The following is a 13555-nucleotide window of genomic DNA, read 5'->3' as shown; positions in this document are numbered from 1 at the left end:
CACAGCGAGGCCGAGTGCCACAGACAACAGCACCAACCAGCCTGTTTCCATAGCTACTACACTAGTGAGTCCCCCTGAGCCCTCGGCCCGGTATCACGCGGCAGAGCCGTTGCTTCCTGGACTGTTCAACTTCCCGGCACCTGGTGTTAACCCGTGCCGGGAAGGATTGCATCACCGAAGAAAGGACCCTGCACGCATGCGTGAGGTATTCCAGCAAGAGCTGCGAGAGGTTCAGGAGCGTCTCGTCGAGATCTCCGAGCTCGTCACCGTGGCCATCACGAACGCCACCGAGGCGTTCAACGAGTCCAACGTCACCCTCGCCGAGAAGGTGATCGCCGAGGACTCGAAGATCGACGCCCTCGCGTCGAGCCTCGACGAGCTGGCGATCAGCATCCTCGCCCTGCAGCAGCCGGTCGCCCGCGACCTTCGGATCGTGGTGACGGCCCTCCGGGTGAGTTCGTCGCTCGAGCGGATGGGCGACATCGCCGAGCACATCGCTCAGCTCGCGCGCTACCGCTACCCCGACAAGGTGGTGAAGAAGAGCCTGCGCCAGACCTTCGCCGAGATGGGCCGGCTCGACATCGAGATCGCAAAGAAGCTCACGGTGCTGCTGCAGACCGAGGACATCGCCCTCGCCGACGAGATGCGCAACGACGACGACAAGATCGACGAGCTGCACGTGAGCGTCTTCGACGCCGTGCTCGGTTCGCACTGGAAGGGCGAGGCCGTCGACACCGTCGACGTCACGCTGGCCAGCCGCTACCACGAGCGCTTCGCCGACCACGCGGTCTCCATCGCCAAGAAGGTGCAGTACCTCGCCACCGGCGAATGGCAGGGCGCAAGCGCCTCCTGACGGAGACACCTTCCGTTCACCGAAGAAGCCCCGGACCTCCTACGAGGTGCCGGGGCTTCTTCGTGTTTCGGGGCCTTTTCGGCCCTACTTCTTGCCTTGCGCAGCGACTGCTGCGGCTCCCGCGGCGGCGGCTTCGGGGTCGAGGTACTCCCCCGGGCCGAGAGGCGCGAACGAGGCATCCAGCTTGTAGACCAGCGGGATGCCGGTGGGGATGTTGAGCTCGGCGATCTCGTCGTCGGAGATGCCGTCGAGGTGCTTGACGAGTGCGCGCAGCGAGTTGCCGTGGGCGGTGACCAGCACGGTCTTTCCGAGGGCGAGGTCCCCCGTGATGTCGGACTCCCAGTAGGGCAGCATCCGGTCGATGACGTCTTTCAGGCATTCGGTGCGCGGAACGTCGTCGCCGAGGTCGGCGTAGCGCGGGTCGCCGACCTGCGAGTAGGGGTCGTCGTCGGCGATGGGGGGCGGCGGTACGTCGAAGGACCGGCGCCAGGTCTGGAACTGCTCAGGGCCGTACTCGGCGAGGGTCTGCGCCTTGTCTTTGCCCTGCAGAGCGCCGTAGTGGCGCTCGTTGAGGCGCCAGGAGCGCTTGACGTCGATCCACAGGCGGTCGGCGACCTCCAGGGCGAGGTCGGCGGTCTGGATGGCACGGGTCAGTCGCGAAGTGTAGAGCACGTCGGGCAGGAGACCCGACTCCGCGAGCAGCTCCCCGGCGCGCTTGGCCTCACCGACGCCGAGCTCGGAGAGCGGCACGTCGACCCAGCCGGTGAACAGGTTCTTCTGGTTCCACTCGCTGTTGCCGTGGCGCAGCAGAATGAGGGTGTAGGGCTCAGTTGGCATGCCCCAATCCTACGGGAGCGGCCCTCGCCACGTGATTGGATGGAGCCATGCCGATCGGGGCCGTGACACGGGGAACCACCAACACCAACCGCCTCCGCCGCGTCGACCGTTGGATCAGCACGCTCGGCATCCTGCGCCGCACCGACGATCCCCTCGTGGTCGACCTCGGCTACGGCGCGAGCGGCGTGACGGCCTTCGAACTGCAAGCGCGGCTCGCGACCGTTCGGCCCGACGTGCACGTCACCGGCCTCGAGATCGCGCCCGAGCGGGTGGCCACGGCGGTGGCGCAGCTGAAAGACGTGCGCGACGGCCGCGCGCCGTTCGCCCGCGACGCTCGGGTCGACTTCGCGGTGGGCGGCTTCGAGGTGCCGTTGCCGGCCGGTCGGCGGGCCGCCGTCATCCGCGCCTTCAACGTGCTCCGGCAATACGACGAGACGGCGGTGGCGGATGCCTGGCGCCGGATGGTCTCGAGGCTCCAACCGGGCGGCGTGCTGGTCGAGGGCACCTGCAACGAACTCGGACGGGTGAGCAGCTGGGTGGCCGCGGGGCACGACGGTCCGGAGTCGTTCAGTGTGTCGCTGCGCCTGACCGAGCTCGAGCATCCGTCGATCGTGGCCGAACGGTTGCCGAAGGTGCTCATCCACCGCAACGTACCGGGCGAGCCGGTGCACCGCTTGCTCGCCGATCTCGACCGGTTCTGGCAGCACAACGCCGCGCTCGGCACCTACGGTCCGGGCCAGCGCTGGATCGCGACCGCCGAGGCGATGGCCGCGGCCGGCTGGGGAGTGCGAACGCCGCGCAAGCGTCTGCGCCTCGGCGAACTCACCGTGCCCTGGAGCGACGTGGCTCCGCGCGGCTACTCCTGGCCGTAGCGCTCCGCGCGACGTGACCGGCTTACTTGACGGGGAGAACGATCTCGCGGCCGTCGACCTGGATCGTGAGGGGCTCGGCGGGGGTGACTTTCGACGGGGTCCAGAACACCGAGGTGTGCGGCACGAAGTCCATGGTGCAGGGCTGGTCGGGCAACGGAACGGTGTCGATGGCGACCGTGTTGCCTTCGCCCTTGGGCTCCACGACACGGATGCGCGATCCGACCACGGGGCACGTCGAGCTGCCCGAGATGGCGATGGCGATGCTGTCGCCCTCTTCGAGCCAGAAAGCCTGCAGACCGTCGTCTCCGCCTTCGGACTCCTGGGTGATGTGCTCTTCGTCGGGCAGCCCCGAGAAGCTCTCGGTGGGCCCCGTGACCGTGCAACCGGCCAGGAGGAGCGAGCCGGCGAGAACGGGCAGGGCGAGCAGGGCGGAGGTGCGCATCTTCATGGTGCTAACGGTATCGAACACTGAGGGCCGCGCGCGCCCTTTTCAGTGGCTGATGTCGGGGAACGCCCGCAACGCCTCCTCTGCCGGCATCCCGCTGGCCGCGAGCAGATCGTAGACGAGCGGCCGGATCGAGACCACCAGCGCCGACTCGGAGACCGGCTCCTCGGGAACCAGGATGCGCGGGTCGAGGGTGATCGCGATGAGCACGAGACTCTGCCGCACGATGGGCCGGAGCTCCGGCCGATCGATGCTCTGCGCGAGCATCGACCCGGCGCTCTGCACGCCCGCGATGACCTGCGCGATCTCGGGCCGCGCCCGGCCGCCGGGCAGCACGCTCAGGCGACGGATCACCACGCGCAGGTTGCGCGCGGCGTTGTCCATGTTCGTCTGCATCACCTGCAGTTCGGCGAGCTCCGCGCGGTGCTTGCGCAGAAAGGGCGAGATGCGGGCGATGGCGGCCGCGGAGTCGATAGAGTCCTTCCACTGATCGACCAGGTGCTGCGTCTCGCGCGCCCGACCGAGCACGACCTCTGCGGTGCGTTGGTCGCCGAGCCGCAACACCGTGGCCAGTGACGAGGCCAGCGCGTTGAAGGCGCTGAAGAACTTCAGGGCCTCCCGTCGCGCCGCCCGCCGCGGATCGCGCGGCAGCAGCGCCGTGCAGGCGAGCGCGATCAAGCCCCCTACCACGGCATCGGCCGTGCGCGTGAACGGTCCGCCGGGCGGGATCGGGGTGAGTGCCACGAGCGCCGCCTGCACCGCGGCCACGATCGGGATGCCGGGCAGGGGCGACAGCGCGCGGGTGACCGCGAGCACGGCGAACATCGTGAGGGCGAACTGCCACAACCCCTGGCCGAAGGAGAGCAGGATCAGCTCGCTCAGCGTGATGCCGATCGTCATCGCGATGGCCGTCTCGAGCACGCGGCGCGGTCGGGCGTCGAGCACCAGCCCGAGGCTCGACAGGCTCACCGTCACCGCGGCGATGGGGAACTCGTGACCGAGTGCGTAGTGCGCGACCGCATAGGAGATGGTGACGGCCACCACCAGCTGCAGGATCGCCGTCAGGCTCCCCGTCGTGCGGTCGACACTGCCCCGCACCGCGGCATCCCACCGGCGCCGGCGAGGAGTGGGCCCGTCATCGGCCGGTGTCACCTCGGTCATGGCGCGGCGTCGGTCATGGCGTCTCAGCGCGTGCGGGCGCCCAGCCGGGGCAGGCGGGGCACACGGCCCACCGTCGCACCGGCGTCGGGCGAGACGATCTCTTCTGCGGTGGCCGCCACGTCGCCATCGGCCGTTCGCACCACCACCGGGGCGTCGACCGGCAGCTGGCGTTTCACCACGGCGAGCGCGATCGGACCCCACTCGTGGTGGATGGCGACCGAGGTCACGTGCCCCGCGGCATCCTCCGTGCCCGCAGCGAACACCTCGTCGCCCGCGGCGGGGAGCACGGCGTCCGACCCGTCGAGGTTCAGCAGCACGAGCCGACGCGGCGGGTGACCGAGATTGTGCACCTTCGCGACGGTCTCCTGCCCGCGGTAGCAGCCCTTGCTCAGGTGCACGGCCGACCGCATCCAGTCGAGCTCGTGGGGGATCGACCGCTCGTCGACCTCGGTGGAGAGCCGCGGCCGCCAGGCGGCGATGCGGAGGGCTTCAGCGGCGAGCAGCCCGGCGACACCGAGCTCTCCGGCTCGCACGGCGTCGACCAGCTGCGGAAGGGCGGCTCGGCGCACGAGCGTCTCACGCCAGAACCAGGTGGCGCCCGGATGCTCGTCGACCAGCGCGTATTGCACACCCCCGGCCACGACCTCGGGCCAGGGGTCGGCCCAGGTGAGCGGGTGCCCGTTGCCGACTTCGGCGACGGTCGCGAGAGCTGTTGGCGCGTCATCTTCAGGGCCGGCGGCAAGCCAGCCGACGGTGGCGAACTCGGCGCTGCGGTCGGCGATCTCGACCCGCAGCATGAAACGCATCCGCTGCAACCACTCTTCGAGCGGCGCGGTCTCGGCGGCGTCGACCAGGAGCCACGCGGTCTCGCCGTCATCCACAACCCGGATGGCGTGCTCGATGCGCCCGTTGGCGCTCAGCAGCAGCGTCTCTGCCGAGGCGCCGGGGGCGAGTTCCCGGATGCTCTGACTCGTCACGGAGTCGAGCCAGCTCAACCGGTCGGGGCCGGAGACCGAGATGACGCCGCGGTTCGAGAGGTCGACGACGACGGATGCGCCGGAGCCGGCGGGTGCGCCCGGGCCGCCCGCGAGCATCCGCTGCTCGATGATCGGGTTGCCGTAGTGGGCGGCGACACCCTCGTCGGCGCCCGAAGCGGCGACCGCGCCCGGGAGGTCGAGGAACGGCGAGGCCGTCACGACGCTCAATCCGCCTTCGCGAGCCGCGCCGAGGCGTGGGTTCGGAGGTCTTGACCGAGGGCCGCGATGTCCCACGCCCAGAGCAGGTGGTTGTCGACCAGACCGTAGATGCGGGTGGCCGCGGCGTACTCCTTGGCCGACTGCGTGCGCACCACGGCATCGGTCGCGAGATCGATGCGCGGACCCTTGACCTGCCCGAGGTAGAGCTCGCTGACGCCGGTGGGGTGCACGATCGACACCTCGATGTCGAAGCCCTCGGCCGAGTTGCGGAGAGTCTCGACCGACTGCGCCGTGTTGAACGGTCGCGGGCCGACACCCGGGAGCATGGCCGGGCCGACGTCACCCTCGATGTGCAGGCGGGCCAGCCGCCAGTATCCGGTCTCCGACGTGAGCGGTTGGCCTTCGACCTCGCCGCCGAGCAACCAGGTGTAGGAGCTGTAGTTCAGGAACGGCAGGCCGTCATGGCTGAAACTGATGCGCTGGCCGAACTCCTGCGAGACGTTCTCGTCTCCCACGGCGTAGTCGATGACGCCGGTGCCCTCCCAGACCCCGATCAACCACGACAGGGGAACCAGCTCGGCCGGCAGGTCGGTGGGGATCTCGATCAACGCGGCAACCCGACGTTCAGCGCTGACCGCGGAAGAGCTTGTAGACGACGACCCCGGCCGTCCAGGCGATGGCGAGGCTCGCGAGCCCGAGAAGCCCGATGAACAGCAGTTCTAGCGCGACGTAGGACATGCCTAAAGCTTAGCGCCCGCCGCGAAGGCGAGGGGACCCAGCACCACGGTGGCGAGGGCGAGGATGACGACCGCTCCGCCGACGCTGGCCGAGACCCGGTTCACGAAGCCCTTGCGTTCGCGCACCACGATCTGGATGCCGAAGGTCACGAGGAGCGCGAGGCCCAACACCACCGGCATGAACACGAGAAACTCGGCCGGCGTGACGAACACCCCGACGGCGATCACGGCGAGGATTGTCAGGATCCACACCGGGACTACGCTTCTCATGAGCAGACTCATACCCGTCATTCTGCCCGATAGTATGTACCGCAGGCGTTCTCTGGAGGATCTTACGTGGCGCAGTTGTTGATCCTGACCTCTGCGGTCGACCGAGAGGTGTTGCCCGCGCTCTCGCTCTTGAGCCATCGAACCCGCCAGATCCCGGCCGAGGCGTCTCAGTTGGTCAACACGCCGAACAGCGACCTCATCTTCGTCGACGCCCGCCACGACCTCGCGAGCGCCCGCTCCCTCTGCAAGATCCTGTCGAGCACCGGCATCGGGGTTCCCGTCGTGCTCATCCTCACCGAGGGCGGGCTCACGGCGGTCAGCGCCGAATGGGGCGCGGCGGATGTCGTGCTCGAGACGGCGGGCCCGGCGGAGGTCGACACGCGCATCCGTCTCGCCATCGGCCGGCAGGTGCAAGACCAGTCGACGTCGAAGATCCAGGCCTCCGGCGTCGTGATCGACGAGGCGAGCTACTCGGCCCGGGTGCACGGCCGCCCGCTCGACCTCACCTTCAAGGAGTTCGAGCTGCTGCGCTTCTTCGCGATGCACCCCTCGCGCGTCTTCACGCGGGAGCAGCTGCTCAGCGAGGTCTGGGGCTACGACTACTTCGGCGGCACCCGCACCGTCGACGTGCACGTGCGGCGCCTGCGCGCGAAACTGGGCGACCTCGAATCGTTGATCGGCACCGTGCGCAACGTGGGGTACCGCTTCAACTTCTTCGAGGACGACAATGAGCGACTCGCTCACACTCTCAATCAGTAGCCCCGACGACGCGCGCGAACCCTTTCTGCGACTCGTCGCGCGCGCCGCTCTGGTCGACGGCCAGCAGCCCTTCAACGACCAGGCGCTCGTCGACGCCGGCAAGGGCACGCGCTCGCTTCTCCTGGCCGAGCGCACCGGCACCGTCGTGGGCGCGGCCATCGTCGGTCAGGGCGAACTGGAGTTCGTGATCGATCCGGAGTGGCGCGAGGAGGGGCTCGGGCGGCAGCTGCTCGACATCCTGCTCGCCAACCAGGGGCCGCTCGGGCCCGACGACGAGCCGCTCCGCGCGTGGGCGCACGGCGATCATCCGGCCAGCCGCCGCCTGGCCGCGAGTCACCGTTTCGACGCCGTGCGCACCCTGCTGCAGCTGCGGCGAGAACTGCCGAGCACGGCCGACACAGCTTCGCCGCCACCCGACGGGTTCACGCTCTCGACTTTCCGTGGCGGGCGGGATGTCGACGACTGGGTCGACCTGAACGCGCGGGTCTTCGCGTCGCATGCCGAACAGGGCAGCCTGACGGCAGAAGACCTGAGCTTCCGGATGTCGGAGACATGGTTCGAACCCGACGACTTCTTGTTGTTGCGCGATGCGGCCGGTCGGCTCGCCGGCTACAACTGGCTGAAGGTGGAGCCGGGCGACGAGCGTGTGGGCGAGATCTACGTGATCGGGGTCGACGAGGACTACGCGGGCCAGGGGCTCGGTCGCTTCTTGATGAATCGCGGGCTGGCCCGGCTGGTGGAGCGCGGATGCTCGCAAGCCGCCCTCTTCGTCGACGCTGACAACACCCGGGCCGTCGCGCTCTACCGCTCGCTCGGCTTCACCGACCACACCATCGACGTGCAGTACCAGCAGCGCCACCCCCTGCGCCCGCTCCGCCGCTGAGGTATCCTCGAACCCACTCCCGTCTGGGGGCGATGGGGGTTCAGGATGCGCACTCGACATGATCGGGCCAGGACGGCCGTGGCGACGATCGCGCTGCTGGCCGCCTCGCTGTCCGTCGCGAGTGCGACACCGGTGCAGGCTGCCGAAGAGGCGACGCGGCCGTTCGGATCGCACCTCGTCGAACTCGCGCCGGGTGCCGCGCTGCCGCCGCGAGGCGAGGCGGCCGCTGACGCGGACACCGCGAGCGCCTACTCCGCGTGGAAGTCGAGGTACGTGAAGGCGGGCTGCGGCACCGACCGCTATTACGTCGACGCCTCCACCTCGACGGCCTCGATGGTGGTGTCGGAGGGTCAGGGGTACGGGATGGTGATCACCGCGCTGATGGCCGGCGAAGACCCCGCTGCCCGAACGGTGTTCGACGGCCTGTACCGCTATGTCGACGACCACCCGAGCGAGGTCGACCCGGCCCTCATGGCCTGGCACCAGGGCGCCGACTGTGCAAGCATCCCGGGCGACGCCGGCTCGGCGACCGACGGCGACCTGGATGTCGCGTTCGGGCTGCTCCTCGCCGACACGCAGTGGGGCTCCACCGGCGCCGTGGACTACCTCGCCGAGGCCACGACCATGATCGAGGCGATCGAGCGAAGCGACTTCAACCCGCAGACGCACCTGCCGCTGCTGGGCGACTGGCCCGCCCCGGGCGACGCATTCTGGTTCGCCACGCGCACCTCCGATCTCATGATCGACCACTTCCGCGCCTTCGCCGACGCGACCGGCGATTCGTTCTGGACCGATGCGATCGCCGCCTCGGGCGCGCTCGTGACGACCCTCCAGGGGTCGTATTCTCCGGCCACCGGCCTCCTCCCCGACTTCGTGGTCGACACCGACACCACCCCGCGGCCCGCTCCCCCACAGTTCCTCGAGTCCGCGTTCGACGGCGACTTCTCCTGGAACGCCTGCCGCACCCCCTGGCGCCTCGCCGCGGGCGCCTTGGTCGCGGGCGATCCGGCATCGCTCGCTGCCGCCGACCGGATGCGCGACTGGGTCGTGCAGGCGACCGCAGCCGACCCCGCGGCCGTTCGCGCCGGATACCGACTCGACGGCACGCCCCTCGTCTCCTACGGCGATCTCGCCTTCCTGGCCCCGATGGCCGCGGTCGCGGCGCCGCACCTCGATGCCCAGGAGTGGGTCGACCGCGCTTGGAGCAGTCTCCGCACGGCCCCGAGCGGCGGCTACTACGCCGACTCGATCCGGCTGCAGGTGATGCTCCTCGTCTCGAACAACTCCTGGCTGCCCGCCGCCCATGCGGCGACGGGGGTCGAGCGGATCGGCGGCGCCGACCGGTTCGCGGTGTCGGCGGCCGTCTCGGCCGCGAACTTCGCCCCGGCCACGGCCACCGTCTACGTCGCCTCGGGCGAGGTCTTTCCCGACGCGCTCTCGGCCTCGGCGGCGGCGGGCGCAGCGGGCGGTCCCGTCGTGCTCGTGCGCAAGAACGAGATCCCGCCCCCCGTGGCCGCAGAGCTCGGCCGACTGCAGCCACACCGTATCGTCGTGCTCGGCGGCGAGAACACGGTGAGCGCCGCGGTCGCCACCCGGCTGCGCGACTACGCCGTCACGGTCGACCGGATCGGCGGCGCCGACCGGTTCGCCGTCTCGGCCGCGATCTCGGCCGACGCTTTCGACCCCGGCCTGAAGCTCGTGTACGTCGCCTCGGGCGAGGTCTTCCCCGATGCCCTCGCCGGTTCAGCGGCAGCCGGCCACGAGGATGCTCCGGTGCTGCTGGTGCGGAAAGACGGCATCCCCACGCCGGTCGCGAACGAACTCGCGCGCCTCGACCCCGACGGGATCGTGCTGCTCGGCGGGGTGAACTCCGTCTCGACCACCACGCGTGACGCCCTCGCCGGGATGGCCCCGGTGACGCGCATCGCGGGAACCGACCGTTTCGCGGTGGCTGCCGCGATCTCGGCCGGTGCATTCGAGGGCCCGGCCTTCGGAACCATCTTCGTCGCCTCCGGGCAGAACTACCCCGACGCCCTCTCCGGCGCCGCCGCCGCGATCGGGCGCGCCGCCCCGGTGCTCCTCGTCACCCGCGACACCGTGCCGGCCGCCGTCGCCGCCGAACTCGACCGCCTCGCACCGCACCGCATCGTGCTGCTCGGCGGCCCGAACTCGGTCTCCGATGCGGTCGCCGCCACTCTCGCCGCCCATCTCTCCCCCTGACCCGCCCCTCCCGCCTTTCGACTCGTCCCTGACGGGGCCAAGATCGCGCGAACTGCCCGTTGAGGGACGAGTGGATTCTGTCGCAACGGTCATCCAGCGTTTACGGAGGGCGATGCCCGCGGTCACGCCTGAGTGACATGATGTTCTGATGGACGACGACATGATCTCGCTCGACGCCGGAGTCGTCACCGACTTCGACGACGACTACGACGAACTGGCCGTGACCACCGCCGGCCCCCCGTTGCCCGAGGGCCGCTACCTCGACCGCGAGCTGAGCTGGCTCGCGTTCAACAACCGCGTGCTCGAGCTCGCCGAAGACCCGTCGCTGCCGGTGCTCGAACGCGCGAACTTCCTCGCCATCTTCGCCTCGAACCTCGACGAGTTCTTCATGGTGCGCGTCGCCGGCCTCAAACGGCGCATCCTCACCGACCTCGCCGTTCCCACGAACGTCGGGCGCCGGCCGACGGATGTGCTCGAAGACATCTCCATCAAGGCCCACGAACTGCAGGGCCGCCACGCAGCCGCCTGGCAGAACCTGGTGAGCCCCGCACTCGCCGACGCCGGCATCCGCATCGTCGCCTACAGCGAACTCGACGAGGCCGACCGCGAGAACCTGCGCGAGATCTTCTCGCAACAGATCTTCCCGGTGCTGATGCCGCTCGCCGTCGACCCCGCGCATCCGTTCCCCTACATCTCGGGCCTCTCGCTCAACCTCTCGGTGCGCGTGCGCAACTCGAAGACCGGCAAGGAGGAGTTCGCGCGGCTCAAGGTGCCGCAGGTGCTCAACCGATTCATCCGGGTCGATCAGCGCGAGTCGGTCAACGAACTGCGGTTCATCCCGCTCGAAGACCTGATCGCCAATCATCTCGGCGACCTCTTCCCCGGTATGGAGATCGTGGAGCACCACGTGTTCCGCGTCACCCGCAACGAAGACGTCGAGGTGGAGGAAGACGAGACCGAGAACCTGCTGCAGGCGCTCGAGAAGGAGCTGCTGCGCCGCCGCTTCGGGCCGCCGATCCGCCTCGAGATCACCGATGACATGGATTCGGTGACACTCGAGCTGCTCGTGCGCGAGCTCGACATCACCGAGCAGGAGGTCTACCGCCTGCCGTGGCCGCTCGACCTGGGCGGCCTGTTCGACCTCACGCGCATCCCGCGGCCCGACCTGAAATACCCCAAGCACGTGCCCACCACCTCGGTGGCTCTGTTGCCGCCCGAGCCCAACGCGAAGCCCGACATCTTCAAGGCCATCTCGCGCGGCGACATCCTGCTGCACCACCCCTACGAGTCGTTCGCCACCAGCGTGCAGGCCTTCCTCGAGCAGGCCGCGGCCGACCCGCACGTTCTGGCCATCAAGCAGACGCTGTACCGCACGAGCGGTGACAGCCCGATCGTCGAGGCCCTGATCGACGCTGCCGAAGCGGGCAAGCAGGTGCTCGCTCTGGTGGAGATCAAGGCCCGTTTCGACGAGCAGGCCAACATCTCCTGGGCGCGCAAGCTGGAGAAGGCCGGAGTGCACGTCGTCTACGGGCTCGTGGGCCTGAAGACCCACTGCAAGCTCGCCCTCGTCATCCGGCAGGAGAAGGGCCGCCTGAAGTCGTACAGCCACATCGGCACCGGCAACTACAACCCCAAGACCTCGCGCATCTACGAAGACCTGGGGCTGCTGACCGCCGACGACCAGGTGGGCAAAGACCTCACCCGGTTGTTCAACGAACTCTCCGGCTACGCCATCGAGAAGAAGTTCAAGCGCCTGCTGGTGGCACCGCTGCACCTCCGGAAGGGCCTGCTCAAGCGGATCGCCGACGAAGCCGACAACGCCCGCAAAGGTCTGCCCTCCGGCATCCGCATCAAGCTGAACTCCATCGTCGACGAAGCGATCATCGACGGCCTCTACCGGGCGAGCCAAGCCGGCGTGCCGATCGACATCTGGGTGCGCGGCATCTGCTCGCTGAAGCCCGGGCAGGAGGGTCTCAGCGAGACCATCCGCGTGCGCTCCATCCTCGGCCGCTACCTCGAGCACTCGCGCATCTTCTCGTTCCACAACAACGGCGACCCCCAGGTGTTCATCGGCTCGGCCGACATGATGCACCGCAACCTCGACCGCCGGGTCGAGGCGCTGGTACGACTCGTCGACCCCGATCACCTGCGCGAGATCGACGGGCTGTTCGAGCTCGCGATGTCGGACGAGGTGACCTCCTGGGCGCTCGATCAGGCCGGCGACTGGAACCGTAGCGTCGTCGACGTCGAGGGCAATCACCTGATCGACCTGCAGGACGAGCTGATGCAGCAGATCAGCCGCCGCAAGCGACCGGGCACCACGCGGTGACCGTCTTCGCGGCCGGCGCCGTCTGCTGGCGGTTCGTCGAAGGCAAGGTGAACGTGCTGGTCATCCACCGCACGTCGCACCGCGACATCTCCCTGCCGAAAGGCAAAGTCGACCCGGGCGAGACCCTGCCGGAGACGGCCGTGCGCGAGATCGCGGAGGAGACCGGCCTCGCCGTGACCCTCGGCGTGCCGCTCGGCGTCACGAATTACACCATGCCGAACGGGCGCGAGAAGGTGGTGCACTACTGGGCCGCGGAGGCGACCGACGAGGCCATCCTGGGCTCCACGTTTCTGCCGAACGACGAGGTGGCGGCGCTCGAGTGGCTGCCCGTCAAGAAGGCGCTCGCGGCCCTGAGCTACGAACGCGACGCCGAGATCGTCGAACGATTCCGGATGCTCGTCGACGACGGCGTGACCCGCACCTTCGCGATCATCGCGTTGCGGCACGCCAAAGCCACGCCGCCCTACCAGTTCCACGGGCCCGACGCCGAACGCCCGCTCACCGAACGCGGCCGCGGCGAGGCGCGCTCGATCGTGTCGAGCGTCGCCGCCTTCGGTCCGGAGAAGCTCTACAGCAGCACGGCCCGCCGCTGCCGCCAGACCGTCGAGCCCCTTTCGAAAGCGCTGAAGCTGCCCGTGAAGACGACGGATGCGATCAGCCAAGACGCCTACGAGAGCGGCGAGAGCGCGGTGCGAGAGCTCATGGGCAAACGCGTGCGCAAGCGCGTGACCGCGGTCGTCTGCAGCCACGGACCCGTGCTCCCCGACATCGTGCGGGAGGTGGCGTTGGCCACCGGAACCGCTCCCGCGGCCACCGTCTCGCGCGCCGGCGACCTGCCCGTCGCCGGTTTCTCGGTGCTTCACCTCTCGGTCGATCGGCCCGGCTCCGGGATCATCGCGATCGAGACCCACGTACCGAACCCGTGACCGTTCGGAGTTCGTCGATCGACGGGCCCCGTTAACCTTCCGTTCATCTTCATGCGGGTCACTCGTT

The 13555-nt window shown here is 69.2% G+C and carries 13 protein-coding genes; 7 read left to right on the top strand and 6 right to left on the bottom strand.

Going from position 1 to position 13555, the window contains the following annotated elements; translation table 11 throughout:
- Positions 1-196 precede the first annotated feature (196 nt).
- Entirely contained in the window at positions 197-853 is a 657-nt protein-coding gene (gene phoU, locus N1027_RS09285) for a phosphate signaling complex protein PhoU (protein ID WP_259507149.1), read from the top strand.
- Between the two features lie 84 nt (positions 854-937).
- Here the strand turns inward: phoU and N1027_RS09280 are convergent, their stop codons facing one another.
- Complete coding sequence (locus N1027_RS09280; RefSeq protein ID WP_259507147.1) at positions 938-1690, bottom strand: phosphoglyceromutase; 753 nt, start codon at positions 1688-1690, stop codon at positions 938-940.
- 47 nt (positions 1691-1737) lie between these two features.
- Between N1027_RS09280 and N1027_RS09275 the strand changes: the two genes are divergently transcribed.
- Positions 1738-2562 (top strand): class I SAM-dependent methyltransferase, encoded by an 825-nt coding sequence (locus N1027_RS09275; RefSeq protein WP_259507145.1) that lies wholly within the window; start codon positions 1738-1740, stop codon positions 2560-2562.
- Between the two features lie 22 nt (positions 2563-2584).
- Here N1027_RS09275 and N1027_RS09270 read toward each other — a convergent pair whose 3' ends face one another.
- The 5 genes from N1027_RS09270 to N1027_RS09250 all read right to left on the bottom strand — a co-directional run bounded on the left by N1027_RS09270 (position 2585) and on the right by N1027_RS09250 (position 6371).
- A complete protein-coding gene (locus N1027_RS09270; RefSeq protein ID WP_259507144.1) occupies positions 2585-3010 on the bottom strand; it encodes a hypothetical protein in 426 nt (141 codons plus the stop codon).
- Positions 3011-3052: 42 nt separating this feature from the next.
- Positions 3053-4168 carry an FUSC family protein gene (locus tag N1027_RS09265; RefSeq protein WP_259507142.1) on the bottom strand — a complete coding sequence of 372 codons (1116 nt, stop codon included), beginning with the start codon at positions 4166-4168 and terminating at the stop codon, positions 3053-3055.
- Positions 4169-4191: 23 nt separating this feature from the next.
- A complete protein-coding gene (gene ygfZ, locus N1027_RS09260; RefSeq protein ID WP_259507140.1) occupies positions 4192-5364 on the bottom strand; it encodes a CAF17-like 4Fe-4S cluster assembly/insertion protein YgfZ in 1173 nt (390 codons plus the stop codon).
- A 5-nt stretch (positions 5365-5369) separates the two neighbouring features.
- Positions 5370-5972: a nitrobindin family protein gene (locus N1027_RS09255; RefSeq protein WP_259507138.1), complete on the bottom strand. Its 603-nt coding sequence runs from the start codon at positions 5970-5972 to the stop codon at positions 5370-5372.
- Positions 5973-6104: 132 nt separating this feature from the next.
- Positions 6105-6371 carry a hypothetical protein gene (locus tag N1027_RS09250; RefSeq protein WP_259507136.1) on the bottom strand — a complete coding sequence of 89 codons (267 nt, stop codon included), beginning with the start codon at positions 6369-6371 and terminating at the stop codon, positions 6105-6107.
- A gap of 66 nt (positions 6372-6437) precedes the next feature.
- Here N1027_RS09250 and N1027_RS09245 point away from each other — a divergent pair, with 66 nt between their 5' ends.
- The 5 genes from N1027_RS09245 to N1027_RS09225 all read left to right on the top strand — a co-directional run bounded on the left by N1027_RS09245 (position 6438) and on the right by N1027_RS09225 (position 13488).
- Positions 6438-7130 carry a response regulator transcription factor gene (locus tag N1027_RS09245; RefSeq protein WP_092547699.1) on the top strand — a complete coding sequence of 231 codons (693 nt, stop codon included), beginning with the start codon at positions 6438-6440 and terminating at the stop codon, positions 7128-7130.
- Positions 7099-8013: a mycothiol synthase gene (gene mshD / locus N1027_RS09240; protein ID WP_259507125.1), complete on the top strand. Its 915-nt coding sequence runs from the start codon at positions 7099-7101 to the stop codon at positions 8011-8013. The genes N1027_RS09245 and mshD overlap by 32 nt, the downstream gene beginning before the upstream one ends.
- Positions 8014-8091: 78 nt before the next feature.
- A complete protein-coding gene (locus N1027_RS09235; protein ID WP_259507124.1) occupies positions 8092-10233 on the top strand; it encodes a glycosyl hydrolase family 8 in 2142 nt (713 codons plus the stop codon).
- Positions 10234-10381: 148 nt separating this feature from the next.
- Positions 10382-12562: an RNA degradosome polyphosphate kinase gene (locus N1027_RS09230; protein WP_259507121.1), complete on the top strand. Its 2181-nt coding sequence runs from the start codon at positions 10382-10384 to the stop codon at positions 12560-12562.
- Positions 12559-13488 carry an NUDIX hydrolase gene (locus N1027_RS09225; protein WP_259507120.1) on the top strand — a complete coding sequence of 310 codons (930 nt, stop codon included), beginning with the start codon at positions 12559-12561 and terminating at the stop codon, positions 13486-13488. Before N1027_RS09230 ends, N1027_RS09225 begins: the two co-directional genes overlap by 4 nt.
- Positions 13489-13555 lie beyond the last annotated feature (67 nt).

This window comes from Herbiconiux aconitum (genome assembly GCF_024979235.1).
Taxonomy (GTDB): Bacteria; Actinomycetota; Actinomycetes; order Actinomycetales; family Microbacteriaceae; genus Herbiconiux; species Herbiconiux aconitum.
The sequence above is the reverse complement of the archived record's forward strand: the minus strand, read 5'-3'. Positions and strand labels throughout refer to the sequence as shown.

Bases quoted from the DNA above. Each gene is read 5' to 3' on its own strand.
- phoU (WP_259507149.1), top strand. From the start codon at position 197: ATGCGTGAGGTATTCCAGCAAGAGCTGCGAGAGGTTCAGGAGCGTCTC.
- N1027_RS09280 (WP_259507147.1), bottom strand. From the start codon at position 1,690: ATGCCAACTGAGCCCTACACCCTCATTCTGCTGCGCCACGGCAACAGC.
- N1027_RS09275 (WP_259507145.1), top strand. From the start codon at position 1,738: ATGCCGATCGGGGCCGTGACACGGGGAACCACCAACACCAACCGCCTC.
- N1027_RS09270 (WP_259507144.1), bottom strand. From the start codon at position 3,010: ATGAAGATGCGCACCTCCGCCCTGCTCGCCCTGCCCGTTCTCGCCGGC.
- N1027_RS09265 (WP_259507142.1), bottom strand. From the start codon at position 4,168: ATGACCGAGGTGACACCGGCCGATGACGGGCCCACTCCTCGCCGGCGC.
- N1027_RS09250 (WP_259507136.1), bottom strand. From the start codon at position 6,371: ATGAGAAGCGTAGTCCCGGTGTGGATCCTGACAATCCTCGCCGTGATC.
- mshD (WP_259507125.1), top strand. From the start codon at position 7,099: ATGAGCGACTCGCTCACACTCTCAATCAGTAGCCCCGACGACGCGCGC.
- N1027_RS09230 (WP_259507121.1), top strand. From the start codon at position 10,382: ATGGACGACGACATGATCTCGCTCGACGCCGGAGTCGTCACCGACTTC.